Genomic DNA, 15,581 nt, shown 5'->3' on the forward strand with positions numbered 1-15,581 from the left:
CGACCATGGTGTTGACGGTCGACTTGAGTTCGAGGATCTCGCCGCGTGCGTCGACGGTGATCTTCTGCGACAGGTCGCCCTTGGCGACCGCCGTCGAGACCTGGGAGATGTTACGAACCTGACTGGTCAGGTTGCCGGCCAGCTGGTTCACGTTCTGGGTGAGGTCACGCCACGTCCCGGAGAGCCCGCGGACCTGGGCCTGACCACCCAACTTGCCTTCGATACCGACCTCGCGGGCGACCCGGGTGACCTCGTCGGCGAACCACGACAGCTGGTCCACCATCGTGTTGACCGTCGATTTCAGCTCCAGGATCTCGCCCTGCGCGGCGACGGTGATTTTCTGGGACAGGTCGCCCTTGGCGACCGCCGTGGAGACCTGGGCGATGTTCCGTACCTGGGCGGTCAGGTTCGACGCCATCGAGTTGACGCTGTCGGTCAGGTCCTTCCAGGTGCCAGCCACGTTCGGCACCTGGGCCTGCCCGCCCAGCTTGCCCTCCGTACCGACCTCGCGGGCGACCCGGGTGACCTGCTCGGCGAACAACCGCAGCGTGTCGGTCAGCATGTTGATCGTGTCGGCGAGCTCGGCGACCTCACCCTTTGCCGACACGGTGATCTTCTGCGACAGGTCGCCCCGCGACATCGCGGTGGCCACCTGGGAGATCGACCGGACCTGGTGGGTCAGGTTGGAGGCCATCGAGTTGACGTTGTCGGTCAGGTCCTTCCAGGTGCCGGAGACCCCCTTGACCCGCGCCTGGCCACCCAGCTTGCCCTCGGTGCCCACCTCCCGGGCGACCCGGGTGACCTCGTCGGCGAACGACGACAGCTGGCCGACCATCGTGTTCACCGTCCGGCCGATCCGCAGGAACTCGCCGCGCAGCGGCTGTCCGTCGATCTCCAGCTCCATGTGCTGGGACAGGTCACCCTCGGCGACCGCCCGGATCACCCGGGCGATCTCGGTGGTCGGTCGACCCAGGTCGTCGATCAGCGCGTTGATCGCCTGGTGGTTGTCCGCCCAGGCACCGCCGAAGCCCTCCTCGTCGAGGCGTTCGCTGAGCCGACCGTCCCGGCCGACGATCCGGCTGATCCGGCGCAGGTCCAGGTGCTGACGTTCCTGCAGCGAGACCACCTCGTTGAAGGCGTCGGCGACCTCGCCGGCCACCCCGACCCGGCGGGGCAGCCGTACCTTCAGATCCCCCTGCCCCACCCGGCGCAGTGCCTCGGCGAGCTCGGTCAGCAGCGCGGTCTCGTCGATCGCCGGCCGTTGGTCGGAGGACAGCTGTTTCGCGCTGGTCATAACTCCTCGCTCAGCTCTTGGAGTGGGCTGACCTCATCATTGCTCGACTACCGTGGCAGATGCGAGGCGCATGCCCGCACCAATCGGTCAGGGGATCGGAGGAACCGGCAGGTGACAGCTAGGGCCGAGCGTTCCGCCACCGGCACCGGGAGTGAGCATGTCCGGCGGGTTCGTCTGCCGGCCGACCGACGGACCCCGGCCACCGCACGTGCGGTAGTCAGATCGGTACTGTCCGAAGCCGCCCTGGATGAACTGATCAACGAGGCGCTGCTGCTCACCACCGAGCTGTCCACCAACGCGGTCGTACACGCCGGCACCGAGCTGATCATCGAGGTGGTGGCCGACCCGGTCGGGCTGACCGTCACGGTCACCGACTTCGCCGCCGGCCCGATCGAGAACGTCGCCGCGCTGCCCCGCAACGAGCGGCAGAACATCTCCGAGGTGTCCGAGCGGGGCCGGGGACTGCTCCTCGTCGACCACTTCGCCAGTCGGTGGGGCACCACCCACCTGCGGACCGGCAAGGGGGTCTGGTTCCGGCTCGACCGGCACGGCACCCCACCGGCACCGGACGACTGGTTCCCGCCGTGGCCGGCCGACACCCGGCCGGCACCCGCCGCCGACGATGATCACCACACCCGGCCGCCGGCCGCGCCCAGCGCGGGGACACTCGCCGCGCTGATGCAGGCCGGGCCGGAACCGCATGCCGACGATCCGCTCGCGGACCTGGCCGGCAGCCTGCTCGCCCGGGTCGCGGACCTGGTCGGCGCGGCCGGTGGCACTGTCCGGCTGGACCGTGGCGACGGCAACGGGGTCCAGATCCTGGCGCGGTACGGCCGGCAGCCGCGCTTCGGTGAACTGCTGCGCGTACCGCTGACCGTGCACCGGCCGTACTCCGGGGAACTCGAACTCGACGCCGCACCGTCGGACTACGCCCGGCCGCTGGCCGCGCTCGTCGCCGAACGGCTCTCGCTGCACCTGGAGAACGACCGGCTGCGCCGCGCCGACCTGCGCCGGCAGACCTGGCTGACCTTTCTGGCCGAGGCGAGTGAACTGCTCGCCCAGTCACTCGACGTCGACCTGACAATGGCGTTGATCCCGCAGCTGGTGGTGCCCCGGCTCGGCCGGTGGTGCGCGGTGCACACCGCGGACGAGTGGGGCCAGCTGCAGTTGGCCGCCGCGAGCCACGCCGACGAGACGGTCCTGCCCACGCTGCACGCCGCGCTGCGCGAGTCCGGCCCCGACTCGGTGCTGGCCCGGCTGCGGGAGGCCTCGCGCAGCGGATCACAGGTGCCGCTCGGCGCGCCGATGGAGGGCTTCGCCGTACCGCTGGTGGCCCGGGGCCAGCGTCTCGGCACCCTCGCGGTCGGCCGGCACCAGCGGCACCGGCACGACCCGGACGAGGTGTCGGTCCTGGAGGACGTGGCCCGGCGGGCCGCGCTGGCCATCGACAACGCCCGAATCCATCAGGAACGCCGACGGGTCGCGCACACCCTGCAACAGTCACTGCTGCCGCCGGGACTGCCCACCATCGGCGGGATCGGGCTGGCCGCCGAGTATGTGCCCAGCGGCGACGCGGTCGAGGTCGGCGGGGACTTCTACGACGTGGTGCCGCTGTCGGAGGGCCGCTGGCTGGTGGTGGTCGGCGACGTGTCCGGCAAAGGGGTGCAGGCCGCCACCGTCACCGGGCTGGTCCGGGACGTCATCCGGGTGCTGGTCCGCGACGGCAAGGCGTTGCCGGAGGTGCTGGCCCGGCTCAACGACACGCTCGTCGAACGGGGCGGTGGCCGCTACTGCACGCTCGCGATGGCCGCCGTGACGGTGACCGCCGACCAACAGCTGGACGTCCGGCTGCACCTGGCCGGCCACGACCGGCCGGTGCTGATCAGCGGGTACGGGCAGGCCCGGTTCGTCGGCGCCGGCGGCACGGCGCTCGGGCTGCTGGAGGAGATCGTCGCACCGTCGGTGGACCTCAGCCTGGCACCCGGCGACTCGCTGGTCTTCTACACCGACGGGATCACCGAGCGGCGCAACGGGCGGGAGCTGTTCGGCGCCGAGCGGCTGCGCCGCGCGGCGGCACCGCTGGCCGGCTTCTCCGCCGACGTGGTGGCGGCCCGGCTGCGTACCACGACGCTGGACTTCTCGGTCGAGGCACCTCGCGACGACATCGCGGTCCTGGTGGTACGCAACGAGCCGGCGGCGAACCGGCCGGGCGCCAGCCGGTGCTGCGGGTCGAACCGTTGCTTGAGCTCAAGTAGCCGGGGCAGGCCCGGCCGGTGGCCCCAGATGTCGACGGCCTGTCGGACCTCGGTGGGCGCGGTCAGCACCACGCAGCTGCCGCTGCGCGCCAGCAGCACCGCCCGAACCGTCGCCAGGGTCTCGGCGACCCGCTCCGGCGGGGTCGACTTGGGAAGTACGGCGTGCACCAGGCCGGTGCCGACCGAACCGCGAACATCGATGGGCGCGCCGACCGCGTCGCGCACCGCGTAGATCGCGGCGTGCAGGTGCGCGGCCGGTACGTCGAGCCGCAGAGCGATGTCGCTGGCGGTGAACGGGTAACGCCGCCACCAGACCGGCGGTCGGGCGGTATCGACGGCGTCGCCGCCGAGCAGCGCCGCCGCCCGGCCGGCGCGTCGCCGATTCAGACCCGGCTCACCCTCGAACAGCACCGCGAGCTGCCCGCCGGGCGGCACCTGGGGCGTCCGGACGGTGCGCGCGGCGTGTGCCGGCAGGTCCAGCTCGACCGCCACCGGGTGCAGCCCGTCGACGGTCAGCTCGCCGACCAGGTCGCGTACCTCCAGCGGGGTGTGCACGGTACGTCGCACCCAGCGTCGGTCGGCCGGCACCGGCTGCAGCCGGACCGTCGCGGCGACCAGTACCGCCAGGGCCCCCTGCGAACCGCAGAGCAGCTGGGGCAGTTCGTCACCGGCGTCAGTCTCCGATGCCGCCCGGACCAGCCGCCCGGCGGCATCGACGTAGTCGACCCCGGTCACGTGCCGGCGCGGCGGACCGTGCCGGTGGCTCAACGGTCCGGTCTCGTCGGTGGCGACGATCCCGCCGACCGTCGCCGACGCGGAGGGCGGGTCCAGCGGCATCCGCCAGCCGGCCCGGCCGACGGCCTGCTGGGCGGTGTGCAGCGGGGTGCCCGCGCCGACCCGGACGGTGCGTGATCCTGGCGGGCGGTGCCAGACGCCGGTCAGCCGGGAGGTGTCCAGCACGACGTCCACCTGGGACGGAGGAGTCCACCAGTCCAGTTTGCTGCCGGAGCCGCGGGGGATCAGGGTCAGATCCCGATCGGCGCACAGCCGCAGCACCTCGGCGGTCGCCGAGGCCGTGCCCGGTGCCGCCACCCAACGCGGAGCGGCGGCCGCCACCTCATCGTCGGGGCCAGCGTCGCGCAGGTGCGCGGCACCACAGATCTCAGCCAGTCGAGCGGCCATGTCCTGAATCACCGTCGAGTCACCCCCTCCTCGCGCTGATCGTACACGTGTTCTAATCGATCCGGATGGCCGTGCGGCGTGCCGCCGCGACCGGGCAGCCCGCTCCGGGCGGTACCGTGGCCGGGTGACGACCCAGACACCGGTTCCGCCGACCGCCAAGCGTGTCCCGACCGAGCGCGTCCACCATGGCGACACGGTCGTCGACGACTACGCATGGCTCGCCGCCAAGGACGACCCGGACACGATCGCCTACCTGCAGGCGGAGAACGCCTACACCGAGGGTGCCACGGCGCACCTCGCCGCGCTGCGCGAAACACTGTTCGGCGAGACGAAGCGGCGCACCCAGGAGACCGACCTGTCGGTGCCGACCCGCAAGGGCGACCACTGGTACTACACCCGGACCGTCGAAGGCCGGCAGTACGGCATCCACTGCCGGCTCGCGGTCCGGCCCGGCGAGTCGGCCCCGCCGGCCACTGTCGACGGCGTGTCGATCGACGGCGAGGAGATCCTGCTCGACGGCAACGCCCTCGCCGAGGGGCACGACTTCTTCGCGCTGGGCACCTTCGACGTCAGCCCGGACGGCCGCTGGCTGGCGTACTCCACCGACTTCTCCGGCGACGAGCGTTTCACCCTGCGGATCAAGGACCTGTCCACTGGCGAGGTGCTGCCCGACGAGGTGCCGTCGACCTTCTACGGCACCGCCTGGGCGGCCGACGGCAGCGCGCTGTTCTACCTGACCGTGGACGACGCGTGGCGCCCGTACCGAGTCTGGCGCCACCAGATCGGCACCGGCGCGGACCGCGACGTCGTCGTCCACCAGGAGGACGACGAACGGTTCTGGGTCGGCGTCGAGCTGACCCGCTCCGAGCGGTTCATCCTGATCGACGCGCACAGCAAGACCACCAGTGAGGTACGGGCACTACCGGCCACCGACCCGACCGCCGAGCCGGTGGTCATCGCCCCGCGTCGGCAGGGGGTGGACTACTCGGTCGAGCACCACGGGCACCGGTTCCTGATCCTGCACAACGACGGCGCCGAGGACTTCGCCCTCGCGTACACCTCTGTGGACGCCCCCGGCGACTGGGTTCCGCTGATCGGGCACACCCCCGGCACCCGGCTCGAATCGGTGGACGCGTTCGCCAGCCACCTGGTGGTGTCGCTGCGTACTGACGGACTGACCGGGCTGCGGGTGCTCCCGGTCGGCAGCACCGACACCTTCGACATCGAGTTCCCCGAACCGATCTACAGCGTCGGGCTGGACGCCAACCCCGAGTACACCACCACCAGCCTGCGGATCCGGTACACCTCGCTGATCACCCCCGACTCCATCTACGACTACGACCTGGTCACCCGTGACCTGGCGCTGCGCAAGCGCAAGCCGGTGCTCGGCGGCTACGACCCGGCCGGCTACGAGCAGCACCGGGAATGGGCGGTCGCCGATGACGGCACCCGGGTGCCGATCTCGGTGGTGTGCCGCGCCGGGACCCCCCGGGACGGTTCCGCGCCGTGCGTGATCTACGGGTACGGGTCGTACGAGATCAGCATGGACCCGTGGTTCTCGGTGCCCCGGCTGTCGCTGCTGGACCGTGGCGTGGTGTTCGCTGTCGCGCACGTGCGAGGCGGCGGTGAGCTGGGCCGGCGTTGGTACGACGACGGCAAGATGATGGCCAAGAAGAACTCGTTCACCGACTTCGTGGCCTGCGCCCGACACCTGGTGAAGGCGGGCTGGACCACCTCGGACCGGCTGATCGCCCGGGGCGGCTCGGCCGGTGGGCTGCTGATGGGCGCGGTGGTCAACCTCGCCCCGGACGCGTTCGGCGGCATCGTGGCGCAGGTGCCGTTCGTGGACGCGCTGAACACGATCCTCGACCCGACGCTGCCGTTGACGGTCACCGAATGGGAGGAATGGGGCAACCCCCTGGAGGACCCCGACGTGTACGCGTACATGCGCTCGTACACCCCGTACGAGAACGTCGCCGCCGTCGATTACCCGCCGATCCTGGCCGTGACCAGCCTCAATGACACCCGGGTCTTCTACCACGAACCGGCGAAGTGGGTGGCGAGGCTGCGCGCGGTCGCCCCCGGCGGGTCATACCTGCTGAAGACGGAGATGGGTGCCGGTCACGGTGGCCCGAGCGGGCGCTACGACGCCTGGCACGAGGAGGCCTTCGTCACGGCCTGGATTCTGGACCGGGTGGGGCTGGCCGGCTGACCCGGCCAGCCGGGTGCGACCCGCCGTCGCCGCGATGACGCCGGCTGCGGCGGGTCGCCGACCGGCCTGGGGGATTATGGTGACCGGGCAACGAACTCCCGGTCCTGCGCGGACGACAGCAAGTGGAGTACCGTTCGAGCGGAATGGCTGGAGGTCTCGAATGTCCCTGACGGTGCAGACGGAGCAGCGTGGCGACATCGTCGTCGTGTCGGTCGGTGGTGAGTTGGACATGGCCACCGCACCCCAACTCCAGGACCAGATAACGGATCTACTGGACAAAGGTCGCAGTCGGCTGGTCTTCGATCTGGCCGACGTGTCGTTCTGCGACTCCACCGGTCTGTCGGTCTTCGTCCGGGCGAAGAACGGGTGCGACGAGGCGGGCGGCGTCGTCCGGCTCGCCGCACCGCAGCGCGGGGTGCTGCGCATCCTGGAGGTCAGCGGCCTGGTCGAGGTCCTACAGACCTTCCCGACCGTCGACGAAGCGGTCTCGGCCCCCCAGCCGGCTCCGGCCGACTGACCGGGGCGGTGCCCGCCTCGTCCTCGATCCAGCGGGGCCGGGCGATCGCCCAGCCCGTACCGGTCTGCACCAGTAGCGCCACACCGAGCAGACCGATCGGCACCAACCAGCCGCCGGTCTGCTCGTACAGCAGACCCACCGAGAGCGGGCCGAGCGCGGCGATCAGGTAACCGGCGCTCTGGGTGAACGCCGACAACGACACGACGCCGGCCCCGGTCCGGGCCCGGAGCCCGATCATTGCCAGCGCCAGCGGGAAGGTGCCCTGGCCGAGCGCGAGCAGCACCATCCACGCCAGGGCACCCTCGTACGGCAGCCAGAGCAGCCCCACGTAGCTGAGCGCGGACGCCACGGCGGTACCGAGCACCAGCGGCCGCAGACTCGACATCCGGGTGGCCAGCGTCGGCATCAGCAGCGCGATCGGGACAGCGACCGCAGTGACCCCGGCCAGCAGCAGACCGGCGGTCTCCGGTCGGAAACCGGCGTCGCGGAACACCTGCGCCAGCCAACCCATCTGGGCGTACGCGCCGAACGACTGCGCGCCGAAGAAGCCGGCCATCAGCCAACCGAGCCGGGTCCGACCCGGTCGGATCACCGCCGTCGCGCCCGGCCGCGCCAGCGGCCGCAGACCGGCGCCCCGCTTTGTCGCACCGACGACCGTGGCCGCCGGGCGTCGTTGGTCCCGCCAAGCGACCGGCACCCAGAACGCCGCGGCGGCGACGGCGATCAGCGCCCAGAAGCCGAGTCCGGCCCGCCAACTGCCGGCCGCGTGGGCGATCGGGACCGCGGTGCCGGCCGACACCGACGCGCCGATCGTCAACGACATCATGTACGCACCGGTGACCAGGCCGGCCCGATGCGGGAAGTACTGCCGGACCAGCATCGGCAGCAGCACGTTCGCCACCGCGATCCCGGCCAGGGCCAGGGCGCTGGTCGCCACGAACAGCCAGGCGGAGCTGGTGGTGACCCGGAGCAGTTGACCGGCGGCGAGCGCCGCCATCGAAGCCACCAGCAGCCGTGGTGGCGAGAAGCGGCGGACCAGCCAGGGGGTGAACGCGCCGACCGAGGCGAAGGCCAACGCCGGCAGCATGGTCACCACGCCGGCAAGTAGGCCGGACAGTGCCAGGCCGGTACGGACCTCGTCCAGCAGCGGGCCGAGGCTGGTGATCGCGAGCCGCAGGTTGAGCGCGACGAGGATCATCGCGATCAGCACCACGACCGTGCCGCGCCGGCCGGCCCCGCCGGTCGCCGTCCCGGCCGGTGCAGTGGCCTGCACCGACCGGGACCGCCCTGGTGCGGCCGGCCCGGATGAGGCCGGCCTCGGCACGGTCGACCCCGGTGCGGTCCGGGTATCCGGGCGGCCGGTGAGGGCGGTTGGCGGAGTCATGTCACCCATCCTAAAATCATGGGATGATTTATGGTCGGGTGATGTAACCGATGACACCCTCGGCAGCTTCCCCGCCGGCACCTGCCGGCCAGTCCGGCACTTCCCGCAGGTCCCGGCAGACTCTGGTCCGCCAGGCGATCGACTCGCTGCGCGAACAGATCGCCGCCGGCGACTGGCCGCTCGGCACCCGGATCCCGACCGAGCCACGGCTGGCCGAGGCGCTCGGCGTTGGGCGCAACACGGTCCGGGAGGCGGTACGCGCGTTGGTGCACGCCGGTGTGCTGGAGTGTCGGCAGGGCTCCGGCACCTACGTGATCTCCACCGACGAGTTGGCCGGCGCGGTGGCCCGTCGCTGCGCTACCGCCGAGTGGCGGGAGACCGTGGAGGTCCGCCGGGCGTTCGAGGTCGAGGCGGCCCGGCTGGCGGCGCAGCGACGTACCCCGGCGGATGTGGCTTCACTGGACGCGGCGCTGGCCGACCGCGAGGCGGCCTGGCGCGGGGGCGACCTGGCCCGGTTCGTCGACGCGGACCTGACGCTGCACCGGGCGATCATGGCCGCCGCACACAACGTGATGCTGGCCGAGTTGTACGACTCGATCGGCGCGGCGATGCGGGCCACCGTCGCTGAGGCGGTCGGCCCGGACCTGCACCCGGACCGGCACGTCGACCACGCCCGCCTGGTCGCGGCGATCCGCGACGGGGACCCGGATCGGGCGGCCCGGGAGGCGGCCGTCTACCTCGGCACCGACTGACCCGAGACCGCTTGCGCAAGACCTGCCCGTGACGCTCACGCAACGAGGGCCGGGCCCCGGGGGGCGGGGCCCGGCCCTCGTGCTGACCAGCGGCGTTGCGCGGTAGTGCTGCGCTGCGGCGCGCTGCTGCGGATGGTGCGGTGGGTCAGCTGTTCCAGTGCTGGGCGACCAGTTCGGCGGCCTGGGTCTCCCACTGGGCGTAGTGGAACGGGAACGCCGACACCTGGACGGTCTGGGCGGCCTCGGTCAGCGGCATGTCCTGCCAGCCGTCGACCTGCTTCAGGGCGTCGAGGAACGCGGTGGTGGAGTACTCCACGTCGGTGATCTGCTCCACGGTGCCCCAGCCCGACGACGGACGCTGCTGGAACAGGCCCTGCGAGTCGTGGTCGTTGCGGTCACCGAGGTGGCCGAGGTTCTCCAGCTTCGACTCCTGCAGGGCGGTGGCGATGGCGACCACGGCGGCCCGCTCGTCCATGCCGGCCTTCTTCGTGGCGGCGATGATGCCCTTGACGTTGTCGGTCTGCTCGCCGGACAGGGTGATGCGGGACTGTTCGCCCTGCACGCCGTGCGGGGTCAGCTTGCCGGTGTCGACGCGGTCGCTGGTGGCGCCGGTGTCACTGGTGGTGACGGCGGTGTCCGGGGTGGCGGCCTGGACGCCGGGGGTGTGCTGGGCGGCCAGAGCGGGGGCGGCGATCGCGCCGCCGGCCAGGGCCAACCCGGCGATGCCGAGGGCGGTGTTACGCAGCTTGTCGCGGAGCGTACCGGTGATGATCGTGTTCATGGGGGGTCCACCTCTCCGTGCCGGGGGGATCGCCGTTCCAGGTGGTCGTGCGGTGCGGGGGCGGACCATGCACAACGACAGCCGGTCACCAGGCATTCCACCGCGCTGCCGGGGCCGGGCGGCGGGGCGTGCGCTGGCGGGGCGGGCAGATCGTCGCGGTAGGTTGTCGACCGATTGTTCCGCTCAGCTGCCGGGAGTGCCCCTCATGATCAACGGCTTCAAGAATTTCATCCTGCGCGGGAACGTTGTCGACCTCGCGGTCGGCATCGTCATCGGAGCGGCGTTCACCGCCGTGGTGACCCAGTTGACCAAGTCGTTCCTGGAGCCGTTCATCAGGCTGCTGTCCGTGCTGCTGACCGGCGAGGAGGGCATCGGCGGTGCCGGGTTTGAGTACCGTGGCGTGGTCTTCGACTGGCCGGCCTTCGTCAACGCGGTGATCACCTTCGTGCTCACCGCCGCCGCGCTGTACTTCCTGGTCGTCATGCCGATGAACCGGCTCGCGGAGCGTCGGCGTCGGGGCGAGGAGCCGCCGCCGGCCGCGCCGAGCGAGGAGATCAAGTTGCTCACCGAGATCCGGGACGCTCTGGTGACCCGTCGCACCGACCGCTGACTTCGGAGGCCTCTCCGTAGTTGCCCTATCACTCCCAGCAGTTGAAAAATGGCGGCGGCGGGACGTGATCTGCGTGACACTTGACACATGGAGCAGCTAGCCGGGATCACGTCCCAGGACTGCGCAACCCCTACCCGACCCGTCGCCGACCTCGGTCGGCCGACCGCCCAACCCGCTGGCGGGCGGGCGGTGGCCACCCTTGTCCGGCCCCGCTGTGACGACCCCACCTGCGGCACCTGCTACCAGCGGCCGGAGACGGACTGACCGCCGTACCCGGGTCGGTCGCCCGATCCGGTGGCCACCCACCACCGCCGTACCCACTCGAACAAATGTTCGATAGGGTCCGTCGGGTGGAGCAGCGTAAACACTGGTGGAACGGCAGTTGGGGGCGGCTGGCCCGGCGGGACGTGTTCCTCCGCGCCGACGCCGACAGGTGGTTCGTCGAGGCCCGCGTCGGCGGCGCCGAGGGCAGGTCACGGTTCACCGAGTACGACACCGAGGAGTCCGCGTACGACGCGGTCCGTCGCCTGATCGACGGCCCCGGCGCCTGGCGCGAGGTCTCCGACGGACGGTTTGTCGCACGCCGACACGGGGAACCGGACTTCCATGAACGCGGCTGACGCATCTGTGACAGACCGGATCACCACCGGCATGCCGGTGATCGACGCACGGGGTGACGAGATCGGCACCGTCGCCCTGGTCCGTCCGGCTGATCCGAACGCGGTGACGGTCGAAGGCGCTGTCGATCCGCAGGACGCGATCGGTGACGAGGTGCCCCACCCGCAGGTGGGCGACGAGCCGGCCACCGCGCCCGACGTGGCGGCCCGGCTGCTGCGTACCGGCTTCATCAAGATCAGCACGACGGAGCCGGCGGCGCTGCCGGGCGGTGTCGGCTACGCCAGCGTCGAACAGTTGGCGGCGGTCGACGCCGGAGTGGTCCGTCTCGCGGTGCCCCGGTCCGAGGTGACACCGCCGGCCTGACCGGCGGTATGGTCACTGACCGGACCGACAGGCGGGCGGCGGGCCCGGCCGGGCTGCCGATCGGGCGGCCGGGCCGGCTGCGGACCTCGGTGGTCCGGGCTGGCTGCTGGCCTGGGCGGTCCGGCGGGCGATCCGACGGTGGGAGGCGACGTGGCGCGCGGTGGCGTCTTCTGCATCGAGGGGCAGTGGCATCGCGACCTGAACGAGCGCGGCTCGGTGCTGCCGACCCTGGAGCTGCTGGAACGGCTCAGCCGGATCCGGTTCATCCACCGCGACGCCGCCACCCCCGACGAGCTGGCCTACTTCCTGGACCGCTGGCTGCTGCGCCAGTACGCCGACTACCGGGTCGGCTTCTTCGCCATGCACGGCGAGCCGACCAAACTGTGCCTGACCGAGCGGCACCACGTCGACCTGGACGACGTGGCCGAGCAGATGGCCGGCCGGTGCGCCGGCAAGCGGCTGTACTTCGGCAGCTGTTCCGTGCTCCGCGCCTCCGACGCCCGGATGCGCGAGTTCCTCGCCACCACCGGGGCCTCGCTGATCTGCGGCTACACCCGGGAGGTCGACTGGGTGGAGTCGGCGGCGTTCGAGACGGTGCTGCTCGACGTGCTCGCCAACGGGGTCTACAACAACGCCGCCGAGCTGCGGATGGGCTCGTCGCACTGGGCGCCGCTGGCGGCGTACCTGGGGTTCCGGATCGTCTACGCCAACGGCCGTACCTGGCGCCCGGCGGGCCGGCAACGCGGGTCGGTCGGCCAGACGCCGGGGCCGGCGAGTCCGCCGCAGGTGCCGGCGCAGGGCAGTGGTCGCGGCGGTCGGGCCAGCCGTACGTCTGCCGGCAGATAACCACCGCCGGCAGACGTACCGCTGGCGTACGCCGATCGGCCAATCGCCATTGGCGGCATCACCATGTGGTGGTGGGCGGTAGGCGGTAGCCGAGTTGCTGGCCGTAGGTCATCAACGGGCGCAGGGTCGGGACCAGTTCGGTCGCCTGTGTGGTCCAGTGGTGTCCCCGGTTGCTGTCGAGTCGGCGGTGGCGGGCCGATGTCGTCTGCCGTTGTCGCCGCGACTCGCGGCGCAGGTGGTGCAGCCGCTGGGAGGCCGTCGGCCGGCCGGAGCGCCAGTCGAGCCAGCGCAGCCACCAGTCACGGATCATCTCGGTGATCATTTCTCTCCCTTGATCAGTTGGTCGATGGTCGGGTTTCTGTGTGCCGGGGTAGTCGGTAGAGTCCGTGGCGCTGGACGAATATCTCCCGCCGTTCGGCGGCGTTGCCGTACCGGTCGATCACGTATCCGGCCAGCCAGATCCACCCGTCGTAGGTCCACTTGCGGTCGACGGCGATGACCCGGAGTCGGATGGCGCGGTCGTCGGCGAACTGGACGCTGGCTTCCCGGCCGATGACCAGTACGTCGCCGGGCTTCGGCTCCGGCGTGGCGAGTAGCCGGCTATTCACCACGCCGATCCGCCATCGGGTACGTCGTACGCCCGCAGTCCGGGCACCACCTGGATTTGATTTTGAACGACCACAGCCCGGCGCAGAAGCCGAGCAGTGCCGCGCCGACGACTGCCCCGATTCCTAGCATGGCCGCATCCTCCTGTCGCAGGTGTCGATGGCTTCGAAATCGAAGATGAGCGCGTCTGCCTCGTGTAGTTCTTCGATCAGGTCGTCGAAGAGGTGGCTGTGGTGTGCGGAGAGGGTTTCGTGGGCGGGGACGATGATGTGGTGGGCGTCCTCGACGAGGAGGTCATGCATGAGGTGGTCGAACGCGGCTCGGCTGGTCGCGCGTTCGATGAAGACGGCGGTCAGCTCGTAGCCGTGGCTGTCGGCGAACTGCTGCATGCGTTGCTCGGCTTGGTCCACGATGGCGTTGCTGGTGTTGGCGTGCGGCGGCAGTAGGCGGATGTAGCCGTACAGCGGCGGTTTCATGGGTCTAGTTCCTCCTTGCAGGGTGTGGACCTGGACGCCGGTGTCTTCCAGCACGTCGAGAAGGTGGTGCTGGACGACCGGGTGCGTGGAGAGGTGCGCGAGGCTGGGCGTGATCACGCGCCGGGCGTTGGAGCGGCCGATCTCTGCGATCAGTGCGGTGAGGGCGGGGCGGTTCAGTGCGCTGTCGTACTCATGGAAGAGCCCTGCGAGGCAGTAGCCCTCGTGCTCGGCCCAGAACTTGAGGGCGAGTTCCATCTGCCGGATGTCGCCGTCGAGGGTGTCGCGGTCCACCCGCAGGTAGCCGTACATCAGCGGCTTCACTCGTAGCTCCTCGCACTCGCCGTGCCGGGACGCGAAGAACGTCACGAACTCGGTGACGGTGAGCGCCAGAGGTTCCACATGACGCCTCCTGGTACGTCGGTTGCCTTCTGTGATGAGCAGACTAGGCCGTGCAATCGCTTGGTGCAATAGCATGAGCCGTGCAAGTGTGGACTACCCTGAACCGCCATGGAGAACCGCAGACCTGACACACTGGCCGGCATGGCGAACGGCTCAGGCTCGATCCGCAGGCGACGCCTGGGGATCGAGCTGCGTGAACTCCGTACGGCCAAAGGGCTGACGCTCGACGAGGTGGCACGCCGGTTTACCTGGTCGGTCAGCAAAGCCAGCCGCATGGAACGCGGCCTGGTCCCGGTCTCACCCCGGGACGTGGCCGACCTGGTGAAGCTCTACGGTGTCGACGACCCCGACCACGCCGATGCCCTGGTCGCCATGGCCGCAGCATCACGCCAACGTGACTGGTGGCACAAGTTCGACGACCTACTGCCCCGCCAATTCTCGGTCTACCTCGGCTTCGAGGGCGATGCGGAGAGCATCCACACCTACCAGAGCCTGCTGATCCCCGGCCTGCTCCAAACCGAGGCGTACGCACGAGCGATCTTCCGCGCAGCGCAACCCGGCGAGACCGACGAGCAGATCAACCGCCGCATCGAAGCCCGGCTACTGCGCCAGACCATCGTCAAGAACAAGGACGCGCCGCGACTATGGGCGATCCTCGACGAGGCGGCCATCCGACGCGGCGTCGGCGGCAGAGATGTGATGCGCGAGCAGCTCGCCCACCTGGCGTCGTCCAGCAAGCAGCCGAACATCACCATCCAGGTCATCCCGTTCCACACCGGTGCCTACATGTCGATGGACGGCGGCTTCATCATCCTGCGGTTCGCCGAAGCCGAAGACCCCGACGTCGTCTGCGTCGACATCAGGACCCGCAGCCTCTACGTCGACGACCCCGCCGAGGTCCGGAGATATACGCTGGCCCACGAGCAGTTGCTCGCACTGGCGGCAACCCCTGACGAGTCGATCAAGCTGATCGAGGCCGCTTTGGAGGAGATGCGATGAGTCCGACGGACCCGTTCGACCGCGACCGAGCGGTCTGGCGCAAGAGCACCCGCAGCAACGGCAACAGCGGCGACTGCGTCGAAGTGGCAGACAACCTGCCTGGCCGAGTCCTGGTCCGGGACACCAAAGACCGCGACGGTGGCACCCTGACCTTCACCCCGACCGCGTGGCACTCCTTCGTCGAACTGGCCAAGCAGCACCACTGAGCCTTTTCCAAGCTGATCTTGCAGCTCAGGGCGGATGCGGTAGGCCCGCTGATCGATGGGTGCGAGGCTCCGGGTAGGACA

Annotated in this window: 16 protein-coding genes and 2 pseudogenes; 11 read left to right on the forward strand and 7 right to left on the reverse strand. The window is 70.6% G+C overall.

The window, feature by feature from the left end; genetic code table 11:
- Window positions 1-1,294 (reverse strand): HAMP domain-containing protein (locus tag ACFHWS_RS27730; protein ID WP_416569499.1); only part of this gene is annotated, 1,294 nt, incomplete at its 3' end.
- 111 nt (window positions 1,295-1,405) lie between these two features.
- On the opposite strand from ACFHWS_RS27730, the pseudogene ACFHWS_RS27735 reads away from it, so the two are divergent.
- A pseudogene (locus tag ACFHWS_RS27735) lies at window positions 1,406-3,484 on the forward strand (SpoIIE family protein phosphatase); the annotation flags it as partial.
- Between the two features lie 764 nt (window positions 3,485-4,248).
- Here ACFHWS_RS27735 and ACFHWS_RS27740 read toward each other — a convergent pair.
- A pseudogene (locus ACFHWS_RS27740) lies at window positions 4,249-4,731 on the reverse strand (FAD-binding oxidoreductase); the annotation flags it as partial.
- Between the two features lie 124 nt (window positions 4,732-4,855).
- Between ACFHWS_RS27740 and ACFHWS_RS27745 the strand changes: the two are divergent.
- The gene (locus ACFHWS_RS27745; RefSeq protein ID WP_416557538.1) at window positions 4,856-6,943 is read left to right on the forward strand and encodes a S9 family peptidase; all 2,088 of its coding nucleotides are present in this window, start codon (window positions 4,856-4,858) and stop codon (window positions 6,941-6,943) included.
- Between the two features lie 160 nt (window positions 6,944-7,103).
- Window positions 7,104-7,460 (forward strand): STAS domain-containing protein, encoded by a 357-nt coding sequence (locus ACFHWS_RS27750; protein WP_282233218.1) that lies wholly within the window; start codon window positions 7,104-7,106, stop codon window positions 7,458-7,460.
- Here the strand turns inward: ACFHWS_RS27750 and ACFHWS_RS27755 are convergent.
- Window positions 7,378-8,844, reverse strand: coding sequence for a CynX/NimT family MFS transporter (locus ACFHWS_RS27755; protein ID WP_416569500.1), 1,467 nt, complete (start codon window positions 8,842-8,844; stop codon window positions 7,378-7,380). The genes ACFHWS_RS27750 and ACFHWS_RS27755 overlap by 83 nt on opposite strands.
- 50 nt (window positions 8,845-8,894) lie before the next feature.
- On the opposite strand from ACFHWS_RS27755, the gene ACFHWS_RS27760 reads away from it, so the two are divergent.
- Window positions 8,895-9,596, forward strand: coding sequence for a FadR/GntR family transcriptional regulator (locus ACFHWS_RS27760; protein WP_416557536.1), 702 nt, complete (start codon window positions 8,895-8,897; stop codon window positions 9,594-9,596).
- A 145-nt stretch (window positions 9,597-9,741) separates the two neighbouring features.
- Here the strand turns inward: ACFHWS_RS27760 and ACFHWS_RS27765 are convergent, their stop codons facing one another.
- On the reverse strand, window positions 9,742-10,377 hold the full coding sequence (locus ACFHWS_RS27765) for a hypothetical protein (RefSeq protein ID WP_416569501.1): 636 nt from the start codon (window positions 10,375-10,377) through the stop codon (window positions 9,742-9,744).
- Between the two features lie 205 nt (window positions 10,378-10,582).
- On the opposite strand from ACFHWS_RS27765, the gene mscL reads away from it, so the two are divergent.
- From mscL to ACFHWS_RS27790, 5 genes are all read left to right on the forward strand, one after another.
- Window positions 10,583-10,987 carry a large conductance mechanosensitive channel protein MscL gene (mscL, locus tag ACFHWS_RS27770; protein ID WP_282233222.1) on the forward strand — a complete coding sequence of 135 codons (405 nt, stop codon included), beginning with the start codon at window positions 10,583-10,585 and terminating at the stop codon, window positions 10,985-10,987.
- Window positions 10,988-11,074: 87 nt separating this feature from the next.
- On the forward strand, window positions 11,075-11,251 hold the full coding sequence (locus tag ACFHWS_RS27775; RefSeq protein ID WP_282233223.1) for a hypothetical protein: 177 nt from the start codon (window positions 11,075-11,077) through the stop codon (window positions 11,249-11,251).
- A gap of 65 nt (window positions 11,252-11,316) precedes the next feature.
- Complete coding sequence (locus ACFHWS_RS27780) at window positions 11,317-11,607, forward strand: hypothetical protein (protein WP_416569502.1); 291 nt, start codon at window positions 11,317-11,319, stop codon at window positions 11,605-11,607.
- Between the two features lie 7 nt (window positions 11,608-11,614).
- Window positions 11,615-11,968: a hypothetical protein gene (locus ACFHWS_RS27785; protein ID WP_416569503.1), complete on the forward strand. Its 354-nt coding sequence runs from the start codon at window positions 11,615-11,617 to the stop codon at window positions 11,966-11,968.
- Between the two features lie 150 nt (window positions 11,969-12,118).
- Complete coding sequence (locus ACFHWS_RS27790) at window positions 12,119-12,814, forward strand: DUF6642 family protein (RefSeq protein ID WP_282233225.1); 696 nt, start codon at window positions 12,119-12,121, stop codon at window positions 12,812-12,814.
- A 58-nt stretch (window positions 12,815-12,872) separates the two neighbouring features.
- Here the strand turns inward: ACFHWS_RS27790 and ACFHWS_RS27795 are convergent, their stop codons facing one another.
- From ACFHWS_RS27795 to ACFHWS_RS27805, 3 genes are all read right to left on the reverse strand, one after another.
- Window positions 12,873-13,136 carry a hypothetical protein gene (locus ACFHWS_RS27795; RefSeq protein WP_282233226.1) on the reverse strand — a complete coding sequence of 88 codons (264 nt, stop codon included), beginning with the start codon at window positions 13,134-13,136 and terminating at the stop codon, window positions 12,873-12,875.
- A 13-nt stretch (window positions 13,137-13,149) separates the two neighbouring features.
- Complete coding sequence (locus ACFHWS_RS27800; protein WP_416569504.1) at window positions 13,150-13,422, reverse strand: hypothetical protein; 273 nt, start codon at window positions 13,420-13,422, stop codon at window positions 13,150-13,152.
- A 123-nt stretch (window positions 13,423-13,545) separates the two neighbouring features.
- The gene (locus ACFHWS_RS27805) at window positions 13,546-14,295 is read right to left on the reverse strand and encodes a recombinase family protein (RefSeq protein WP_416569505.1); all 750 of its coding nucleotides are present in this window, start codon (window positions 14,293-14,295) and stop codon (window positions 13,546-13,548) included.
- Between the two features lie 141 nt (window positions 14,296-14,436).
- Here ACFHWS_RS27805 and ACFHWS_RS27810 point away from each other — a divergent pair, with 141 nt between their 5' ends.
- Together ACFHWS_RS27810 and ACFHWS_RS27815 are read left to right on the forward strand one after the other, a co-directional pair.
- Window positions 14,437-15,294, forward strand: coding sequence for a helix-turn-helix domain-containing protein (locus ACFHWS_RS27810; protein ID WP_416569506.1), 858 nt, complete (start codon window positions 14,437-14,439; stop codon window positions 15,292-15,294).
- Entirely contained in the window at window positions 15,291-15,500 is a 210-nt protein-coding gene (locus ACFHWS_RS27815; protein WP_416556554.1) for a DUF397 domain-containing protein, read from the forward strand. The genes ACFHWS_RS27810 and ACFHWS_RS27815 overlap by 4 nt, the downstream gene beginning before the upstream one ends.
- Window positions 15,501-15,581: the final 81 nt, after the last annotated feature.

The sequence above is a fragment of the Micromonospora sp. LOL_013 genome (assembly GCF_048060315.1).
Classification (GTDB): domain Bacteria; phylum Actinomycetota; class Actinomycetes; order Mycobacteriales; family Micromonosporaceae; genus Micromonospora_E.